Origin of the sequence: Pedobacter namyangjuensis, assembly GCF_003313325.1 — a bacterium.
Classification (GTDB): domain Bacteria; phylum Bacteroidota; class Bacteroidia; order Sphingobacteriales; family Sphingobacteriaceae; genus Pedobacter; species Pedobacter namyangjuensis.
Genome location: NZ_QMHQ01000002.1, coordinates 344,340 through 359,285, shown reverse-complemented (window position 1 = coordinate 359,285; position 14,946 = coordinate 344,340). Strand labels below are relative to the sequence as shown.

The following is a 14,946-nucleotide window of genomic DNA, read 5'->3' as shown; positions in this document are numbered from 1 at the left end:
TGAAATACTATTGAGCTTTAAAAATCTATGCAGGTTAATAAATGATTAATCATCTTTAAAAACTTGTTTTCAACTTTACACTTAAAACATATTAAATGTTAAATTTCTGCTTTAACGCTTATTATTTATCCAACATTTAGGTGGTTGTAATCTCAATTGTTATTTTTGGTGAAAATCATATTTAAAATAAACCGTTTTGATTAAAGCTTTTTCCGTTAGAAGTCTATTTGCGCTCATTTTTTTCTATTTTGTAAGTCTATCCTTCGCATTTGCACAAAAGAACTATACCTTAAGTGGTGTGGTTAAAAGTAGTGCCACCGGCGAAACCCTAATTGGCGCAAGTGTTAAAATTGTAGGACTTGCACAAATAGGGGCATCAACAAATTCTTATGGTTTTTACTCGTTAAATCTGCCAGAAGGAAATTACAAAGTTGAGGTTTCTTACGTTGGCTATACTACTCTTGCAAAAGATTTGGCGATAAAAGCTAACGCAAAACAGGATTTTTCTCTAGAAGAATCGAACAATCTGAACGAAGTTGTAATTACAAACGTTAGAAGAAACGAAAATGTAATTAAAGCACAAATGGGCGTTGAGAAGCTTAATGTTAAAGATATTCAAAACATTCCGGTTCTTTTTGGCGAGAAAGATATTTTAAAAACCTTGCAACTTTTGCCGGGAATTAAATCTGCCGGCGAAGGTAATAGTGGCTTTTACGTAAGGGGCGGAGCAACCGACCAAAATTTGATCTTATTGGATGAAGCGCCTGTTTATAATGCTTCCCATTTGTTAGGATTCTTCTCTACTTTTAATTCTGATGCTATTAAGGATGTAACTGTTTATAAAGGCGGCATGCCGGCACAATACGGCGGAAGATTATCTTCTGTTTTAGATGTGCGGATGAATGATGGAAACAAAAAAGAGACGACCTTTGAAGGTGGTATAGGGCTGATTTCGTCTCGGTTAAAGGTTGAAGGACCATTTGTAAAAGATAAAAGCTCTTTTATGGTAAGTGGCAGAAGAACTTATGCCGATGCGTTTTTAGCATTTGCGCCAGATACATCTTTAAGAGGTAATACGCTCTTTTTTTACGATTTAAATGCAAAAGCAAATTATCAGTTAGATGAGAAAAATACCATTTACCTATCGGGATATTTTGGCAGAGATAAACTTGGGCTAAACAACACTTTTGGCTTTAATTGGGGTAATGCTACTGGAACCTTAAGATGGAACCATTTATTTAGTGATAAATTATTCTCCAATACCTCGTTAATTATGAGCAAGTACGATTACGAGATAGAAAACTTGCTTAACGGAAGTGAATTTAAGGTAAGTTCAAGCATTAAAGATTTTAATTTCAAACAAGATTTCTTGTATGCCTTGAATAACAAACACGAGTTAAAGTTTGGTTTTGAAGCTATTCATCATACTATTGCACCTGGAGAGATTTCTTCGCCTAGCACTTCGAGCGTAAACGAAATTAAGATTGAAAATAGAAAAGGCTTAGAAATTGCTACCTATTTTTCTGATGAGTTTGATGTAAGTGACCGAATAAAAATGGTATATGGTTTAAGGCTTTCGGCTTTTTCTGTATTGGGTGGCAGCACTTATAAAACATTTGATAACGATGGTTTTGAAACGAGTTCTGCTTTTTACGGCAATGGCGAATTTGTAAAAACTTATTTCAATCTAGAACCTCGTATTTCGGCAAGTTACCAGTTGGATGAAGACAAGTCTATTAAGGCATCTTACACTCGTAACGTACAAAATCTGCACTTAATGTCTAACTCTACGGCAACAACGCCAACCGATTTGTACATTATGAATAGTTTAAATACCAAACCAGAATTGGCTGATCAGTTTTCGTTTGGTTACTTTAACAATTTTAAAGATAACAATTACGAGTTTTCTGCCGAGGTGTATTACAAGCCAATGCAAAACCAAATAGAATATAGAAACGGAACGGATTTAAGGGGAAACCAAAATGTTGAGGCCGATTTGGTGTATGGTAAAGGCAGGGCTTATGGCTTGGAGTTATTCTTTAAAAAGAAGTTCGGAAAATTTAACGGTTGGGTAGGTTACACTATTTCTAAAACCGAGAGACAATTCGACCAAATTGAAAATGGCAATTGGTTTAATGCCAGACAGGATCGTCCGCATGATTTATCGCTGGTGGGTATTTACAAGCCGGGTAAAAGATGGATTTTCTCCTCAACTTTTGTTTACAGTAGTGGTAATGCAGTTACATTCCCTATCGGAAAATATAACCTGGATGGAAAAACAATTTTCTATTACGGCGAAAGAAATGGCAATAGAACACCAGCTTCGCATCGTTTAGATGTTTCGGCTACTTTAGAGGGCAAGCCAAACAGGAAATTTAAATCGAGCTGGAACTTTGGTATTTACAACCTATATAATAGAAAAAATCCGTTCTCGCTAGAATTTAAGGATAACCCCGATAATCCTTCTCAAACCCAGGCAATACAGAACTCACTTTTTGGCATTATTCCATCAGTTACTTGGAACTTTAAATTTTAAAAATGAACAAATTATCAATAAAATATAGCTTAACAATTATTGCAGTTTTTGGATTTTTATTCTCATCGTGCGAAAAAGTTGTAGACTTAAATTTAGATCAAACAGAACCTAAATTGGTGATAGAAGCCATATTAACAGATTTAGATGTTAGGCATATTGTTTCTTTATCAAACACTAAAAATTTTGATGAGGACAACACTAAAGTGCCGGTTACAGGAGCTTCCGTGTCAATTAAGGAAGAAAACGGGCCTACTATAACTTACACGGAACAAACGCCAGGCAACTATCTATCAACTAGATACAAAGGTGTTCCCGGTAAAAAATACGAGATAACTGTTGTAGTTAAAGGCGTAACTTATTCTGCCAGTTCTGTAATGCCAATGCCAGTTCGTATTAAATCGCTTAACCAGTTAGATTTAGATTTTTTCGGAGAGTTGAATAAAATAGTTCAGGTAAATTATAACGACCCGGCTGGCATTACAAATTACTACTACAACCGAGTTTTTGTAAACAACCTAAAACGCGATAGATTTTATTTAGAATCGGATAGGTTTAATGATGGAAGAGAAGTAAAAAACAATATATTTTTAGATGATCCAGAATTGGTTGCTGGCGATAAGGTTAAAGTTCAGTTGCTTACAATTGATGCGAACGTTTATAAATACTTATTTTCCATCAATCAAATTTCCGGCAGTGGTGGTCCGCCAACCACACCAGCAAATCCAGAATCTAACTTCAACAATGGTGCTTTAGGTTTTTTCAGCGCATCATCTTTTTCGGTCGATTCTTTAGTGATTAAATAAAGGTTATAAGTTAGACCGGTATTATTAGCAACTTTAAATTTGTTCTTATTCAGCGCAAAGCAAAGCGTCTATCTAAAAGTTTGCAGGGCGTGCAGATTCCTCCAAAGTCGGAATGACAAAGTGCTTTAGGTTTTGTCATTGAGTTTTTTGTCATTCAGAGCGAAGCGAAGAATCTGCTAAAAGGTTTTGCAGAACGTATAGGTTCCAAAAGTTATAATAACCTTGCAATTTAATTATAAACTCAATCCGACTTTATATCCTCATTCAAAAATCTCCAAAATTTATTCTCCGTCTCTATTAAAGCGTTTTTCTTGGCTCTAGACCAACCTTTAATTTCCTTTTCTCGATCTATGGCGTGATCCACATATTGAAATCTTTCAAAATATACTAGATAGAAACATTTATACTTTTTTGTAAATGAATAGGAGTTTTCACCAGCTCTATGCTGTTCCAATCTAATCTCTAAATCATTTGTTACGCCAGTGTATAAAACTGTTCGTTCAAAATTTGTAAGCATATAAACGAAGTAGTTGTGGCCAATCATTATACAAATTAATAAATACGTAAGCTATCTCAAAACGATTTGTTTATCAAACAATGATTTTGTTACTTAATTATTTTTGTCATTCAGAGCAGAGCGAAGAATCTGTCTAAAAGTTTGCAGGGCGTGCAGATTCCTCCAAAGTCGGAATGACAAAGTGCTTTAGGTTTTATCATTTAGGTTTTTTGTCATTCAGAGCAAAGCGAAGAATCTGCTCGATAGGATTGTATACTCAACAGATTGCTCCAAAGTTGGAATAACAAATCTATGCCTAACAAAGCAACTTATATCCTAAACCTCTAACATTAATTATCTCAACGGCTGGATCCTTTTTTAAGTGTTTACGCAGTTTTGTAATAAAAACATCCATTGTTCTGGTATTAAAGAAACTGTCGTCTCCCCAAAGAGACAAAAGTGTTAGTTTTCTATCGGTAAGTTTATTTTTGTTTTTATGCAGCAACAACAATAGCTCTGCCTCACGACTTGAGAGCTTCACAATCTCGTTAGCGTAAATTAACTCTTGTTTTTGAGGATAGAACTGATATTTCCCTATTGCTATTTGGGAAGACTGCACGTCTTTGAGTTTTCCGCTACGTTTTAAAAGTTCATCAACACGAAGAAATAGCTCATCTAAACTAAAAGGTTTTTTCAAATAATCGTTTCCGCCACTTTCGTAACCCTCTATTAAATCTTTGGTGTTGGTTTTAGCCGTTAAAAATAAAATCGGTGTATGTTCATCAACCTTTCTAATTTGTTTAGCTAACGTAAAGCCATCTACGGCAGGTAACATCACATCTAAAATCAATAAATCTATGTTGCCATTTAAAAACAAATTGTAACCTTTTTTACCATCGTTTGCATATACAACCTGATAGTTTTTTTGAACCAAGCTATCTTCAATTACTTTAGCCAAAAATGGCTCATCCTCAACCAACAAAATTTTACATTTATCCATTTTATGCAGGTAAGGTTAAAGAGAATATTGTTCCCGAAGGTTGGTTATCGACCACCGAAATTGAACCCTTGTGCTGCGAAATCACTTTTTTAACGTAACTCAAGCCTAAACCATAACCTTTAACATCGTGCATATTTCCAGTCGGGATGCGATAAAATTGATCAAATATTTTTGATTTGAATTCATCGGCTATGCCAGGTCCGTTATCTTTTATGCTGAGACAAATGTTTCCCCCAGCGTTAAATAAATTAATATTAATTGCGGGGTTAGCGCTAGTATTATACTTTACAGCATTTTCGATAAGGTTGGTAATTGATCGATAGAGATGGGATTTGTTTCCTAATATTTTAAATTCTCCTTCATCAAAATTAGTGCTTATCCTTAATTCTGTAGTAAAATCGGCCAAAACATCATTAATAACCTGTTTCAAGTCAACTTGTTCGTCCGTTTTAAAATTTAAGGTTTCCAATTTTGCATTTTCAAGAATCTCGTTAGATAACTCGTTTAGCTTTCGCGTTTGATACAGGATGATATCTAAGTATTTTGTAGAGGTTTCCTCATCAGGCTTAAACTTTTGCAATGCTTCGGCAGTAACTTGTATAGAAGAAAGTGGCGTGTTTATTTCATGCGTCATGTTGCTGATAAACTGGTTTTTGATATCCACCAATTTATGCTGGTTAAGTAAGGTTTTTATAGTGTAATAAAAGCAGAAAATGGTAATGCCAATCAATAGAACCGAACCAATAATTAGCCATTTCATCTCTCTTAAATAATACTGACTGGGATTTTCTAAACTTGCGAAAACCATTGAGTTAACGTACGGTTTTCTAAACGCGGTGTTAACTTTGTTGGTGATGAAATTTTTATTATTACCATTTCTCTCGTTAAGTTTAAACGAGGTTGATATTTGTCTTTTAGCTAATTCCTCTTTATAAATTTTCACAAAATTTTCGGAGTTCATTCTGCTTTCGCTAAATGATTTTTCTAATCTATGACCTATCCCTTGCGTGTAATAGTGCACGGTAGCATCATTTAAATCTGCTTTTACAATCTCCGCAAAATGATTAATAAAAGCTGCTTTAGCTTCTGGCGTAATTTTGCCAACTTTTTTATGAAATGAGCTTATGCCCATTGTAATCTGATCAGCCTTTTCGTCGGCATAGTAGGGAACAACATCTTTGATCGTAAAAGCAGTACTATGTTCTTTGTTATTCGTATCGCAGCTAATTTCAACTATCGCCGGATCGTTCATCCATTTTTTGACCTCAGTTACCAATTGCAATCGTCTTTGCTTCATTTCTCTATCAACCGCAACATCTAGAGCATTATTAGCATCCTTCTTAAAATTAGCAACCACAGATTCGTAGTTTTTATAATTCCAATAAAATTGTAGACCGGTAATACCCAGCACACAACAGCTCATCAATATTAAAACAAAAACTATCTTTTTTTGCATGTACAAACATAAGTCGCAAAAGTCGAAATCAGAACTGCGTTAACACTAATTAACTCAGCGTTAACTACGCTTAACTATCGTCTTTGTTTCTTCTTCCCACTTTTGTGTAAATATTTAAAATATGAAAAAAATACTTTTCGTCGCACTGCTACTATGTAATTATGCCATTGCTCAGATTAAAACTGGCGAGCAAGTTCCAGATATTGAATTTAAACAATTGTTAAATTCATCTTTAAAAACTGCAAAATTAAGCCAATTTAAAGGCAAAATTGTTTTTATAGAATTTTGGGCAACCTGGTGTTCGCCATGTGTTGCGGCAATGCCTCATTTACAAGAATTGCAAAAAAAGTATAAAAATCAATTACAGGTTATTACTGTAACGGCAGAAACAGATAAAAGGATTGAGCTATTCTTAAAAACACGACCATCAAATCTAATATTTGCAATAGATACAAGTTATAGCCTTGCCAAGTTATTTCCACATGCTACAATTCCACATTCAGTATTGATAGATGCTGATGGAAAGCTGATTGCAAACACTCTTCCTGATGAAATTAATGAAATAGTGATCGAAAAATTGCTAAGAAAACAAAAAGTTGCGTTAAAGGAAAAGGTTGACAACATGTCTGCCGATTTCATAAAGGATTATTTTTTTGCATCAGATACTGTAAAGTCTCGTTTGATGATCCAACCCGAAATTAAAGGTGGGCCGGGTATGTATATTCAGCACAAAAGTAGTTTAGCTTTTGCAGGCAGAAGGCTAACAATGATTAACCTAACCTTAGAAAGTATATATAGGCTAGCTTATGGAGATTTTGCATATGGAAGAGTAATGGATTTAACAGGAAATGAGGAAAAGAATAAAAAGGAGATGTTCTGTTTAGACATTATTACCGAGCGGAAGGAGGATTTATTGCCTACGCTAAAGACGGAGTTATTAAAACGTTTCGAGCTGCAAGCAAAAATTACATCGTTGTTAAAACCAGTTTATGTATTAAAAATTGCTGATATAAATAAAGTAAACAAAATTTTGTTAAGCGATAAATCTGAAAAGGAAGGATATGGTGGCGGCTCTGGAACTTTTTCTGGTGATGCAGTAGTTTTTGCAGATATAGCTGAATATCTGGAAAGTTTTGGAATAGTTAATTTACCAGTTGTTGATGAAACCAATACAAATAGAAAGTTTAATATCCAAATGGTTTACCAGCCTGAAAAGCCTGAAACATTAACCAAATCCTTAGCCGATTTAGGACTAAAGCTAGAGAAAAGCGAACGAAAAATAGAAATTTTAACCTTGTACAAATAAAATATCGAATGATCAAAAAAATAATTATAACCTATTTACTATTAGTGAATTGTGCTTTTGCCCAAAACACAAATCAAGGTTTAAAAATGACATCGACCTATGGTAGCGACAATAAAGAAATTTTAGATTTACAACGTTTTGAAGGGATTGATTTTTATCGCATAAAGTTCTCTGGCGATGAGCTAAAAGCAAAGACCTATAAAATTACCGTCAAGGAAATTTGGGGTGGAAAAGTAAAATCTGAGAAGACAGTAATAGATACTAAAGATTTAGCTAACGCGGGATTAGATAAAGTTGGCGATACTACATTAAATATGAAAGTTATGTCGAGAGTTATGCCAAACAACAAATTGAAAGTTTCGTTTATGTTTGATAGATTTTCGAACACCAAAGAATACAAAGCGCTAAAAACTAACGATTACAGCTTAAGGAATTTGGCCGATGAAAGTAAACTTCCGATAGGATATGGAGAGAAATTTTATTTTATGGCTAGCATACTTCCCTATGAGCGTGCAGATGGTTCTAAATCTTGGTGCGAAGTTGGCAGTAATGGAAAAGACATAGAAAACTGGGGCAAAAAATTTGGTGTTAAACATTATTTATTGTTCGAAATGAAATTTGAATAATTTTAACTTCAACCATTTATCTAAAAATTTTGTTGTATAGAAAACCATTTCAGGTTGCGCCTCGTAATTGATAAAAACTTACAAAACAAAAAACGAAATGAAAACAAAATTTTTAAACTTAGCATGCGCAGTTGCCCTAGTAGCTATGGTATCTGCATGTGGTGGTTCATCTAAAACAGACGATGCAAGCGGCGATACAACCGCGATGGATACAAATGTAGTTGCTGACGATATGTCTTCGGATACTACAGCCGGCGTTATGGTTGGTGGTGCTATGATGGTACCTTCTAAAAACATTGTAGAAAATGCAATGGGATCTAGCGATCATACAACTTTAGTTTCAGCGGTTAAGGCTGCTGGGTTAGTAGAAACCTTAAGTGGCGCCGGTCCATTCACCGTATTTGCGCCAACAAATGAGGCTTTTGCAGCGGTTCCTAAAGCTACGCTTGATAATTTAATGAAACCAGAAATGAAAGCTGACTTAACCAAAGTGCTTACTTACCATGTAGTACCTGGATCTTTTAAAGGCGCTGATTTAAAAGATGGTCAAGAATTAACTACTGTTCAGGGTCAGAAACTTAAAGTTTCTATTGCTAATGGTCAGGTTAAAATTAATGGTGCAAATGTTACCATAGCCGATGTAGTTTCTAGCAACGGTATTACACACGTTATCGACGGTGTTTTAATGCCTAAATAAGATTTTTAGTTAATAGTTATTTAATTTTTTAAGCCTTTTTCACATTGTGGAAAGGGCTTTTTTCATTTGTAGATTTTTCGTAGTTTAAACTTTTTAAAACCATTATAAACTTATGAATGCCTCCAACAAGCGAAACGTTGCGCTTATTATTCTTGTAGCCGCATTAGGCTACTTTGTAGATATCTACGATCTGATTTTATTTTCTGTTGTCCGTATTAAAAGTCTTAAAGATCTCGGCGTAGCCGATGATGATATGCTAAGTATTGGATCTACAATTATAAGTAGCCAGATGTTCGGGATGTTAGTGGGTGGTATTCTTTGGGGTGTTTTAGGCGATAAGAAGGGACGGTTAAGCGTTTTATTTGGTTCCATCATTTTATATTCAATAGCCAATATTGCAAATGGTTTTGTAACCTCGGTAACCGCCTATACTATAATCCGTTTTATTGCGGGTGTAGGTTTAGCAGGCGAATTAGGTGCCGGAATTACGCTGGTAACCGAGAGCATGAGCAAAGAAAATAGGGGATATGGTACCATGATTGTAGCAGGTGTTGGTTTGTTTGGTGCAGTTGCAGCTGCTTTAATTGGCGGTGGCGATTACTTTAGCTGGCGTACTAGTTATTTTATTGGAGGGGGAATGGGCTTATTACTTTTGTTACTTAGGGTTGGCTTGGCAGAATCGGGTATGTTTACCGAGGTTAAAAACTCCAATATAAAAAAAGGCAATATCTTAATGTTGTTTAATAACGCAGGGCGATTTAAGAAATACCTTTGTTGCATTTTAATTGGTTTGCCCTTATGGTTTGTAGTTGGCGTACTTATCACCTTTTCGCCAGAGTTCGGGAAAGCGCTAAATGCTAACGGAGTGTTAAACGCGGGTCAAGGTATAATGTATTGTTACATTGGTATTGCCATTGGCGATGTAGTTGCCGGATTTCTTTGCCAGATGCTTAAATCGAGAAAGAAAGTGATGCTGATTTTCTTGATGTTAACGGCAGTAGCTGTTTTAATCTATTTATATTCTTTTGGCCTTACGCCCGAAAGATTTATTTGGTTAAGCTTAATGCTTGGATTTGCTTCTGGGTATTGGGCAACTTTTGTAACCATCGCCTCAGAGCAGTTCGGTACTAATTTGCGTGCAACTGTAACCACTACTGTTCCAAATTTTGTGCGTGGTTCTTTAATACTCATCACATTTTCTTTTCAGTTTTTTAAGGATGAAATTGGAATCTTACAGAGTGCGATGTTGGTAGGCGCAATTTGTTTGGTAATTTCCTTAATCGCGTTGAGCCAACTTAAAGAAACCTTTAACAAGGATTTAGATTATGTTGAGGAATAGTAATTTTAAGTTTATTGGTAATCGTTGTTTGTTTTAGATAGGATGTTATTAGCATTGTCAAAAAAATGTACTTTATAACGATATGACATTTACAAACATTTGTTAAGCCATACCTTTACGTTGATATTTCGAGCCGTACTTGTTAGGTTGATGCTCGCAATCAGAATTTGAGTTTTTAGCTCCCGATTTTTCGGGAACCGTATTTAATCAGAAGCATAATGTTTAGGGAAAAAGTAGCAGAGGCGTACAAGCAAATTCAAGATAGTATTTGCGAAGGTTTGGTTTTAGCCGATGGAAAAGCAAAGTTTGAAGAAGAAATTTGGGAACGAGATGGTGGAGGTGGCGGAAGAACTAGAGTTATGCAAGCAGGTAACGTTATCGAAAAAGGTGGCGTAAATTTTTCGGCAGTTCATGGTACATTGCCAGAGGCCGTAAAAAAAGCTTTTAAGGTAGAAAGTGATGAGTTTTTTGCTACAGGTGTTTCTATCGTAATGCACCCTGAAAATCCTTTCGTGCCAATTATACATATGAATATTCGTTATTTCGAAATGGATGAACAAACCCGTTGGTTTGGTGGTGGAATAGATTTAACGCCACATTACGTTATCCCAACAGATGCACGTTTTTTTCATCATAGGTTAAAACAAAGTTGCGATACTTTTGATGCCTCATTCTATCCGAAATTTAAGGCAATTGCCGATGATTATTTCTTCATCAAACATCGTGAAGAGACTAGGGGAGTTGGTGGAATTTTTTATGATAGGCTAAAACCCGAAAATACAAGTTTAGAATTTGATCAGATTTTGGATTTCTCGTTAGCCATAGGCAATACATTTTTACCGGTTTATACTGAACTAATAGACAGAAATCGCGATGCTGAATTTACCGAAGAACACAAAGAATGGCAATATTTACGCCGTAGCCGTTATGCCGAGTTTAATTTAGTTTATGATGCAGGCACAAAATTTGGCTTGGAAACTAACGGTAGGATAGAAAGTATTTTGATGAGTTTGCCACCAACTGCGAAATGGAACTATAATCCGCAGGTTTTGCCAGAAAGCGAAGAAGAAAAGACGTTAAGCTTACTAAAAAAAGGAATTAATTGGGTTTAACCCAGTTAATGATTACTATTTTTTTAAGGATAGGGCAAATTGGAAATCCTGTAAATATAATCAAAAAGCCTCGCCGATTTAATGGCGAGGCTTTTTCGTTTAGTGCTCGATTGTAATTTCATCAAAAAATGTATGAGCCTTTCCACCAGCACCTTCATGCCAAGTTGGTAGTTCGCCGTAGTTTTTAGCTACAATTTTGATGTATCTGCAATCAACGCCAATTTTTGTAGCCAATTCATTAATTTGGATGGTATAATCTTTAGCATCTGTTGGTGCGTTAACCGTTCCAATTAATTTAAAGTTCATATCAGCTCCGGCTATATAAAACGATGTTTGTGGCGCAAAAACGATCCAAGCTTGCGTATCCTGCAAGGCGCCAATACTTACCGATTTTACAAACTGGGTTTTACCTAAATCTAAAATAGCTTCGAAATCTCTGCCCCAGAAACCCTGCCAACGGTTACCAACACGCCAATTTAAACTTCCTCTAACACCATCAATTAACGCGTCATTTCCTCCGCCAGTAAAACTCTTATTAATTTCGCTGTTAATTTTTATAGTATAGTTATTATCTATTTTCTTATAAGTTGCAGAACTTATAAAGCTAGTTTTAAAACCATTTTTATAAGCAATTGCTTTTACCGTCGTTCCATCATTTATAGTAAATTCCTTTGTGTACTTTATCGCGTTTTTATTGGGTTCTTTACCATCCAAAGTGTAAAAAATCTCTGTATTTGGCAAAGCCGAAGAAATATTTATAATTGCCTTGTCTTTAAAAGTTTCCTGCGGACCTTCGATAATAGGATTTGGCACAATAAGATTTTCGGTGATCTGCATGGTAGGCTTTTGCAAAGTATTAAGAAATTTTAAATCTGGCGTAGCCGACAAAGTAAAATCTATTTGAGCGCCGTTTCGCAAATCTTCAAAATCAAAAAACAGTTTTTTATGCTTCTTTCCATTCAAAGCAATTCCTTTTAGGTAATAGTTTGGAACATTTTTATTCGGAGCGTTTATTTCAATTTTCTTCCCATTCTCTAGACTAACGGTAATTTTTGTAAACCAAGGAGTACCTAAATTATATACGTTATTACCCGGCGAAACTGGATATATGCCCATTGCACTCATCACTAACCAAGCGCTCATCTGTCCACAATCTTCATTGCCAGATAAACCGTCAGGCTGATCGTGATATTGTTCGTTCATTATTTTATTAATGTAATATTGAGTTTTGTCTGGCCGAGAGGTGAAATTAAAAAGGTAAGCCATATGGTGGCTCGGCTCATTTCCATGCGCATATTGCCCGATTAACCCGGTAATATCGCTTTGGTCTCTGCCTGTTAATCCCTTATCTGTGGTAAATAATTCATTCAGCTTTGCTAAATATTTTTTTTCTCCACCCATTAATTGCATATGGCCATTAATATCTTGCTGGGTACTAAAACTATAGTGCCAAGAGTTACCTTCAGTATAATTGTTGTTTACTTCTGTTGGGTTAAATGGCTTCCACCACCCACCATTGTTCCTAGCTCTAATATGCCCGCTAACAGGATCGTAAACGTTTTTCCAATATTGTGCTCTAGTTATATAAGTTTTATACTCCTCATTAGCACCAATCATTTTCGCAAACTGTGCAATACTCCAATCATCGTAGGCGTATTCTACCGTTTTCGAAGCACTTTCATGTTCAATATCGGCCATTACAGCACCAAATTTTGCGTAAGTATCTAAACCAAACTGTTTGCGGTTAACAGACTGCACCATAGCTTTTAAAGCTTGTTTTGTATCGAAATTTCTAATTCCTTTAGCATAAGCGTCAGTTATTACCGGAATAGCATGGTTACCAATCATGCAAAAAGTTTCTTCATTGCCTAATGGCCAAACTGGAAGTTGCCCGGCTTGCTCATACATGGCCAAAAATGTTTTAACAAAGTCTAGCGTTTTCTTTCTATCCAATAAAGTTAACAGCGGATGCTCTGTTCTGTAAGTATCCCAAAGCGAAAAAACGCTGTAGTATTCAAAGTCTTTAGCAACGTGAATTTTATTATCCAATCCTCTATACCTGCCATCTACATCCATGTAAAGATTTGGATTTAGAAAGCTGTGGTAAAGTGCAGTATAAAATGTAGTTAACTGACCTTTCTTTCCATCTTTCACATCAATTTTCGACAGCATTTTATTCCATTCAGCCTCCGCTTTGCTTAATGTTAACCCAAAATCGAAACCAACTTTCTCACTTTCTAGGTTTTTTAGTGCACCTTCATCGTCTACAGCAGAAATAGCTACTTGAGACAAAATTTGCTCTTGTTCGGTAGTTGCAAACCTGATGTACATTTTGATGTTTTTACCGCTTGCTTTCTTAAGGCCAATTTGTAATTTATCATCAATTACAATTCCATAACTCTTAAATGGCTTATTGTATTTAACATGGAAATAAAGTTCTTGTCCTTTTGCCCATGCACTCGATTTTCTATAGCCTTTAATTTCCCTATCATTAACTACTTCAATCCAACTATCCAATACTTTATCCCTGTGTTTTAGGTCGATGATGATATTTGCTTCATCTGATTTTGGATAGGTAAACCTATATAGTCCAGCACGTTTGCTTGTAGTAATTTCTGCTTTAATTTGATATTTATCTAAAAAAGTATTGTAGTATCCCGGACTCGCTTTTTCGTTTTTTTTCTGAAACGGAGATGCATAGTCTTTATTAGCGAATTGTGGCTTCCCAATAGTTGGCATAAATAGAAAATCGCAGTAATCTTCTATTCCTGTACCACTTAAATGTGTTTGTGAAAATCCGTAAACGGTATTGTCTGAGTAATGATAACCTGAGCAACCGTCCCAACCGTCTAACCTCGTATCTGGTCCGGGTTGTATCATACCAAAAGGTAAAGCCGGACCGGGGTAGGTATGTCCATGTCCACCGGTTCCAATAAATGGATTTACAAATTTAGTGTAGTTCTTAGGGCCCTGTGCATGAGCTTTAGCAACAATTAAAAGAAATAGTAGGGAGATTTTTAGAAACTTCATCAGTTGGTACTTTTTAATTCAGTAATTTTCATTCTAGAAAATGGGTAACCGTTACAACCTTTTTTCGGATTTTTACGATCTACGTAAGCGGTTTCCTCAGCAACTTTATCGCTTTCCGCATCATAAACTGTCAAGCAAAAGCCCCATTTAAATGGTTCCATTCCAGTAAAGGTCATATAGTCAATTCGGGTATATTTATTTGCATCAGCTTTATTATTCGAGTCGTTTTTTGCAATCAAATACTGTAATTCTGGATTCCATTTTATGATATGATATTTAGTATTTGGATGCTGAATCCAAAGCGTGTCATTTACGGTATAGGTAATTTTATAGTCGTCGGTAAAGTTCCCCATAGCAAATTCTGGCGCCTTATTTTTCGTTGTTTGTGCAAAGCTTGAAACAAGAAAAAAGGAGAAAATTAAGGTCAGTATTAGTTTCATTTTTGTGTTTTTTGTTTTAAACGAATGAATAAGGTTAAAGAAATGATGAAAAAGCATGTAGCAAGCAATTTCAAGACAGATGAAACTGCTACCATATAGAATGTG

The 14,946-nt window shown here is 35.4% G+C and carries 12 protein-coding genes; 7 read left to right on the top strand and 5 right to left on the bottom strand.

Going from position 1 to position 14,946, the window contains the following annotated elements:
- The first annotated feature begins 196 nt into the window (after window positions 1–196).
- Together DUT69_RS08740 and DUT69_RS08735 are read left to right on the top strand one after the other, a co-directional pair.
- A complete protein-coding gene (locus tag DUT69_RS08740; protein WP_394341238.1) occupies window positions 197–2,536 on the top strand; it encodes a TonB-dependent receptor in 2,340 nt (779 codons plus the stop codon).
- Between the two features lie 2 nt (window positions 2,537–2,538).
- The gene (locus DUT69_RS08735) at window positions 2,539–3,339 is read left to right on the top strand and encodes a DUF4249 domain-containing protein (RefSeq protein WP_113652850.1); all 801 of its coding nucleotides are present in this window, start codon (window positions 2,539–2,541) and stop codon (window positions 3,337–3,339) included.
- Between the two features lie 241 nt (window positions 3,340–3,580).
- Here DUT69_RS08735 and DUT69_RS08730 read toward each other — a convergent pair whose 3' ends face one another.
- The 3 genes from DUT69_RS08730 to DUT69_RS08720 all read right to left on the bottom strand — a co-directional run bounded on the left by DUT69_RS08730 (window position 3,581) and on the right by DUT69_RS08720 (window position 6,291).
- Window positions 3,581–3,883, bottom strand: a complete 303-nt coding sequence (locus DUT69_RS08730) for a GIY-YIG nuclease family protein (protein ID WP_113652849.1) — start codon at window positions 3,881–3,883, stop codon at window positions 3,581–3,583.
- Window positions 3,884–4,151: 268 nt separating this feature from the next.
- Entirely contained in the window at window positions 4,152–4,835 is a 684-nt protein-coding gene (locus DUT69_RS08725) for a response regulator transcription factor (RefSeq protein WP_113652848.1), read from the bottom strand.
- A gap of 1 nt (window position 4,836) precedes the next feature.
- Window positions 4,837–6,291 (bottom strand): sensor histidine kinase, encoded by a 1,455-nt coding sequence (locus DUT69_RS08720; protein WP_113652847.1) that lies wholly within the window; start codon window positions 6,289–6,291, stop codon window positions 4,837–4,839.
- Window positions 6,292–6,412: 121 nt separating this feature from the next.
- On the opposite strand from DUT69_RS08720, the gene DUT69_RS08715 reads away from it, so the two are divergent.
- The 5 genes from DUT69_RS08715 to hemF all read left to right on the top strand — a co-directional run bounded on the left by DUT69_RS08715 (window position 6,413) and on the right by hemF (window position 11,371).
- Window positions 6,413–7,597 carry a redoxin family protein gene (locus DUT69_RS08715; RefSeq protein WP_113652846.1) on the top strand — a complete coding sequence of 395 codons (1,185 nt, stop codon included), beginning with the start codon at window positions 6,413–6,415 and terminating at the stop codon, window positions 7,595–7,597.
- Between the two features lie 8 nt (window positions 7,598–7,605).
- Window positions 7,606–8,223, top strand: a complete 618-nt coding sequence (locus DUT69_RS08710; protein ID WP_113652845.1) for a hypothetical protein — start codon at window positions 7,606–7,608, stop codon at window positions 8,221–8,223.
- A gap of 97 nt (window positions 8,224–8,320) precedes the next feature.
- Window positions 8,321–8,920, top strand: a complete 600-nt coding sequence (locus DUT69_RS08705) for a fasciclin domain-containing protein (RefSeq protein WP_113653441.1) — start codon at window positions 8,321–8,323, stop codon at window positions 8,918–8,920.
- 112 nt (window positions 8,921–9,032) lie between these two features.
- Window positions 9,033–10,259 carry an MFS transporter gene (locus DUT69_RS08700; RefSeq protein WP_113652844.1) on the top strand — a complete coding sequence of 409 codons (1,227 nt, stop codon included), beginning with the start codon at window positions 9,033–9,035 and terminating at the stop codon, window positions 10,257–10,259.
- 215 nt (window positions 10,260–10,474) lie between these two features.
- Window positions 10,475–11,371 (top strand): oxygen-dependent coproporphyrinogen oxidase, encoded by an 897-nt coding sequence (gene hemF, locus DUT69_RS08695; RefSeq protein ID WP_113652843.1) that lies wholly within the window; start codon window positions 10,475–10,477, stop codon window positions 11,369–11,371.
- Between the two features lie 99 nt (window positions 11,372–11,470).
- Here hemF and DUT69_RS08690 read toward each other — a convergent pair whose 3' ends face one another.
- Together DUT69_RS08690 and DUT69_RS08685 are read right to left on the bottom strand one after the other, a co-directional pair.
- Window positions 11,471–14,401, bottom strand: a complete 2,931-nt coding sequence (locus DUT69_RS08690; RefSeq protein WP_113652842.1) for a GH92 family glycosyl hydrolase — start codon at window positions 14,399–14,401, stop codon at window positions 11,471–11,473.
- Entirely contained in the window at window positions 14,401–14,841 is a 441-nt protein-coding gene (locus tag DUT69_RS08685; protein ID WP_113652841.1) for a hypothetical protein, read from the bottom strand. Before DUT69_RS08685 ends, DUT69_RS08690 begins: the two co-directional genes overlap by 1 nt.
- Window positions 14,842–14,946: the final 105 nt, after the last annotated feature.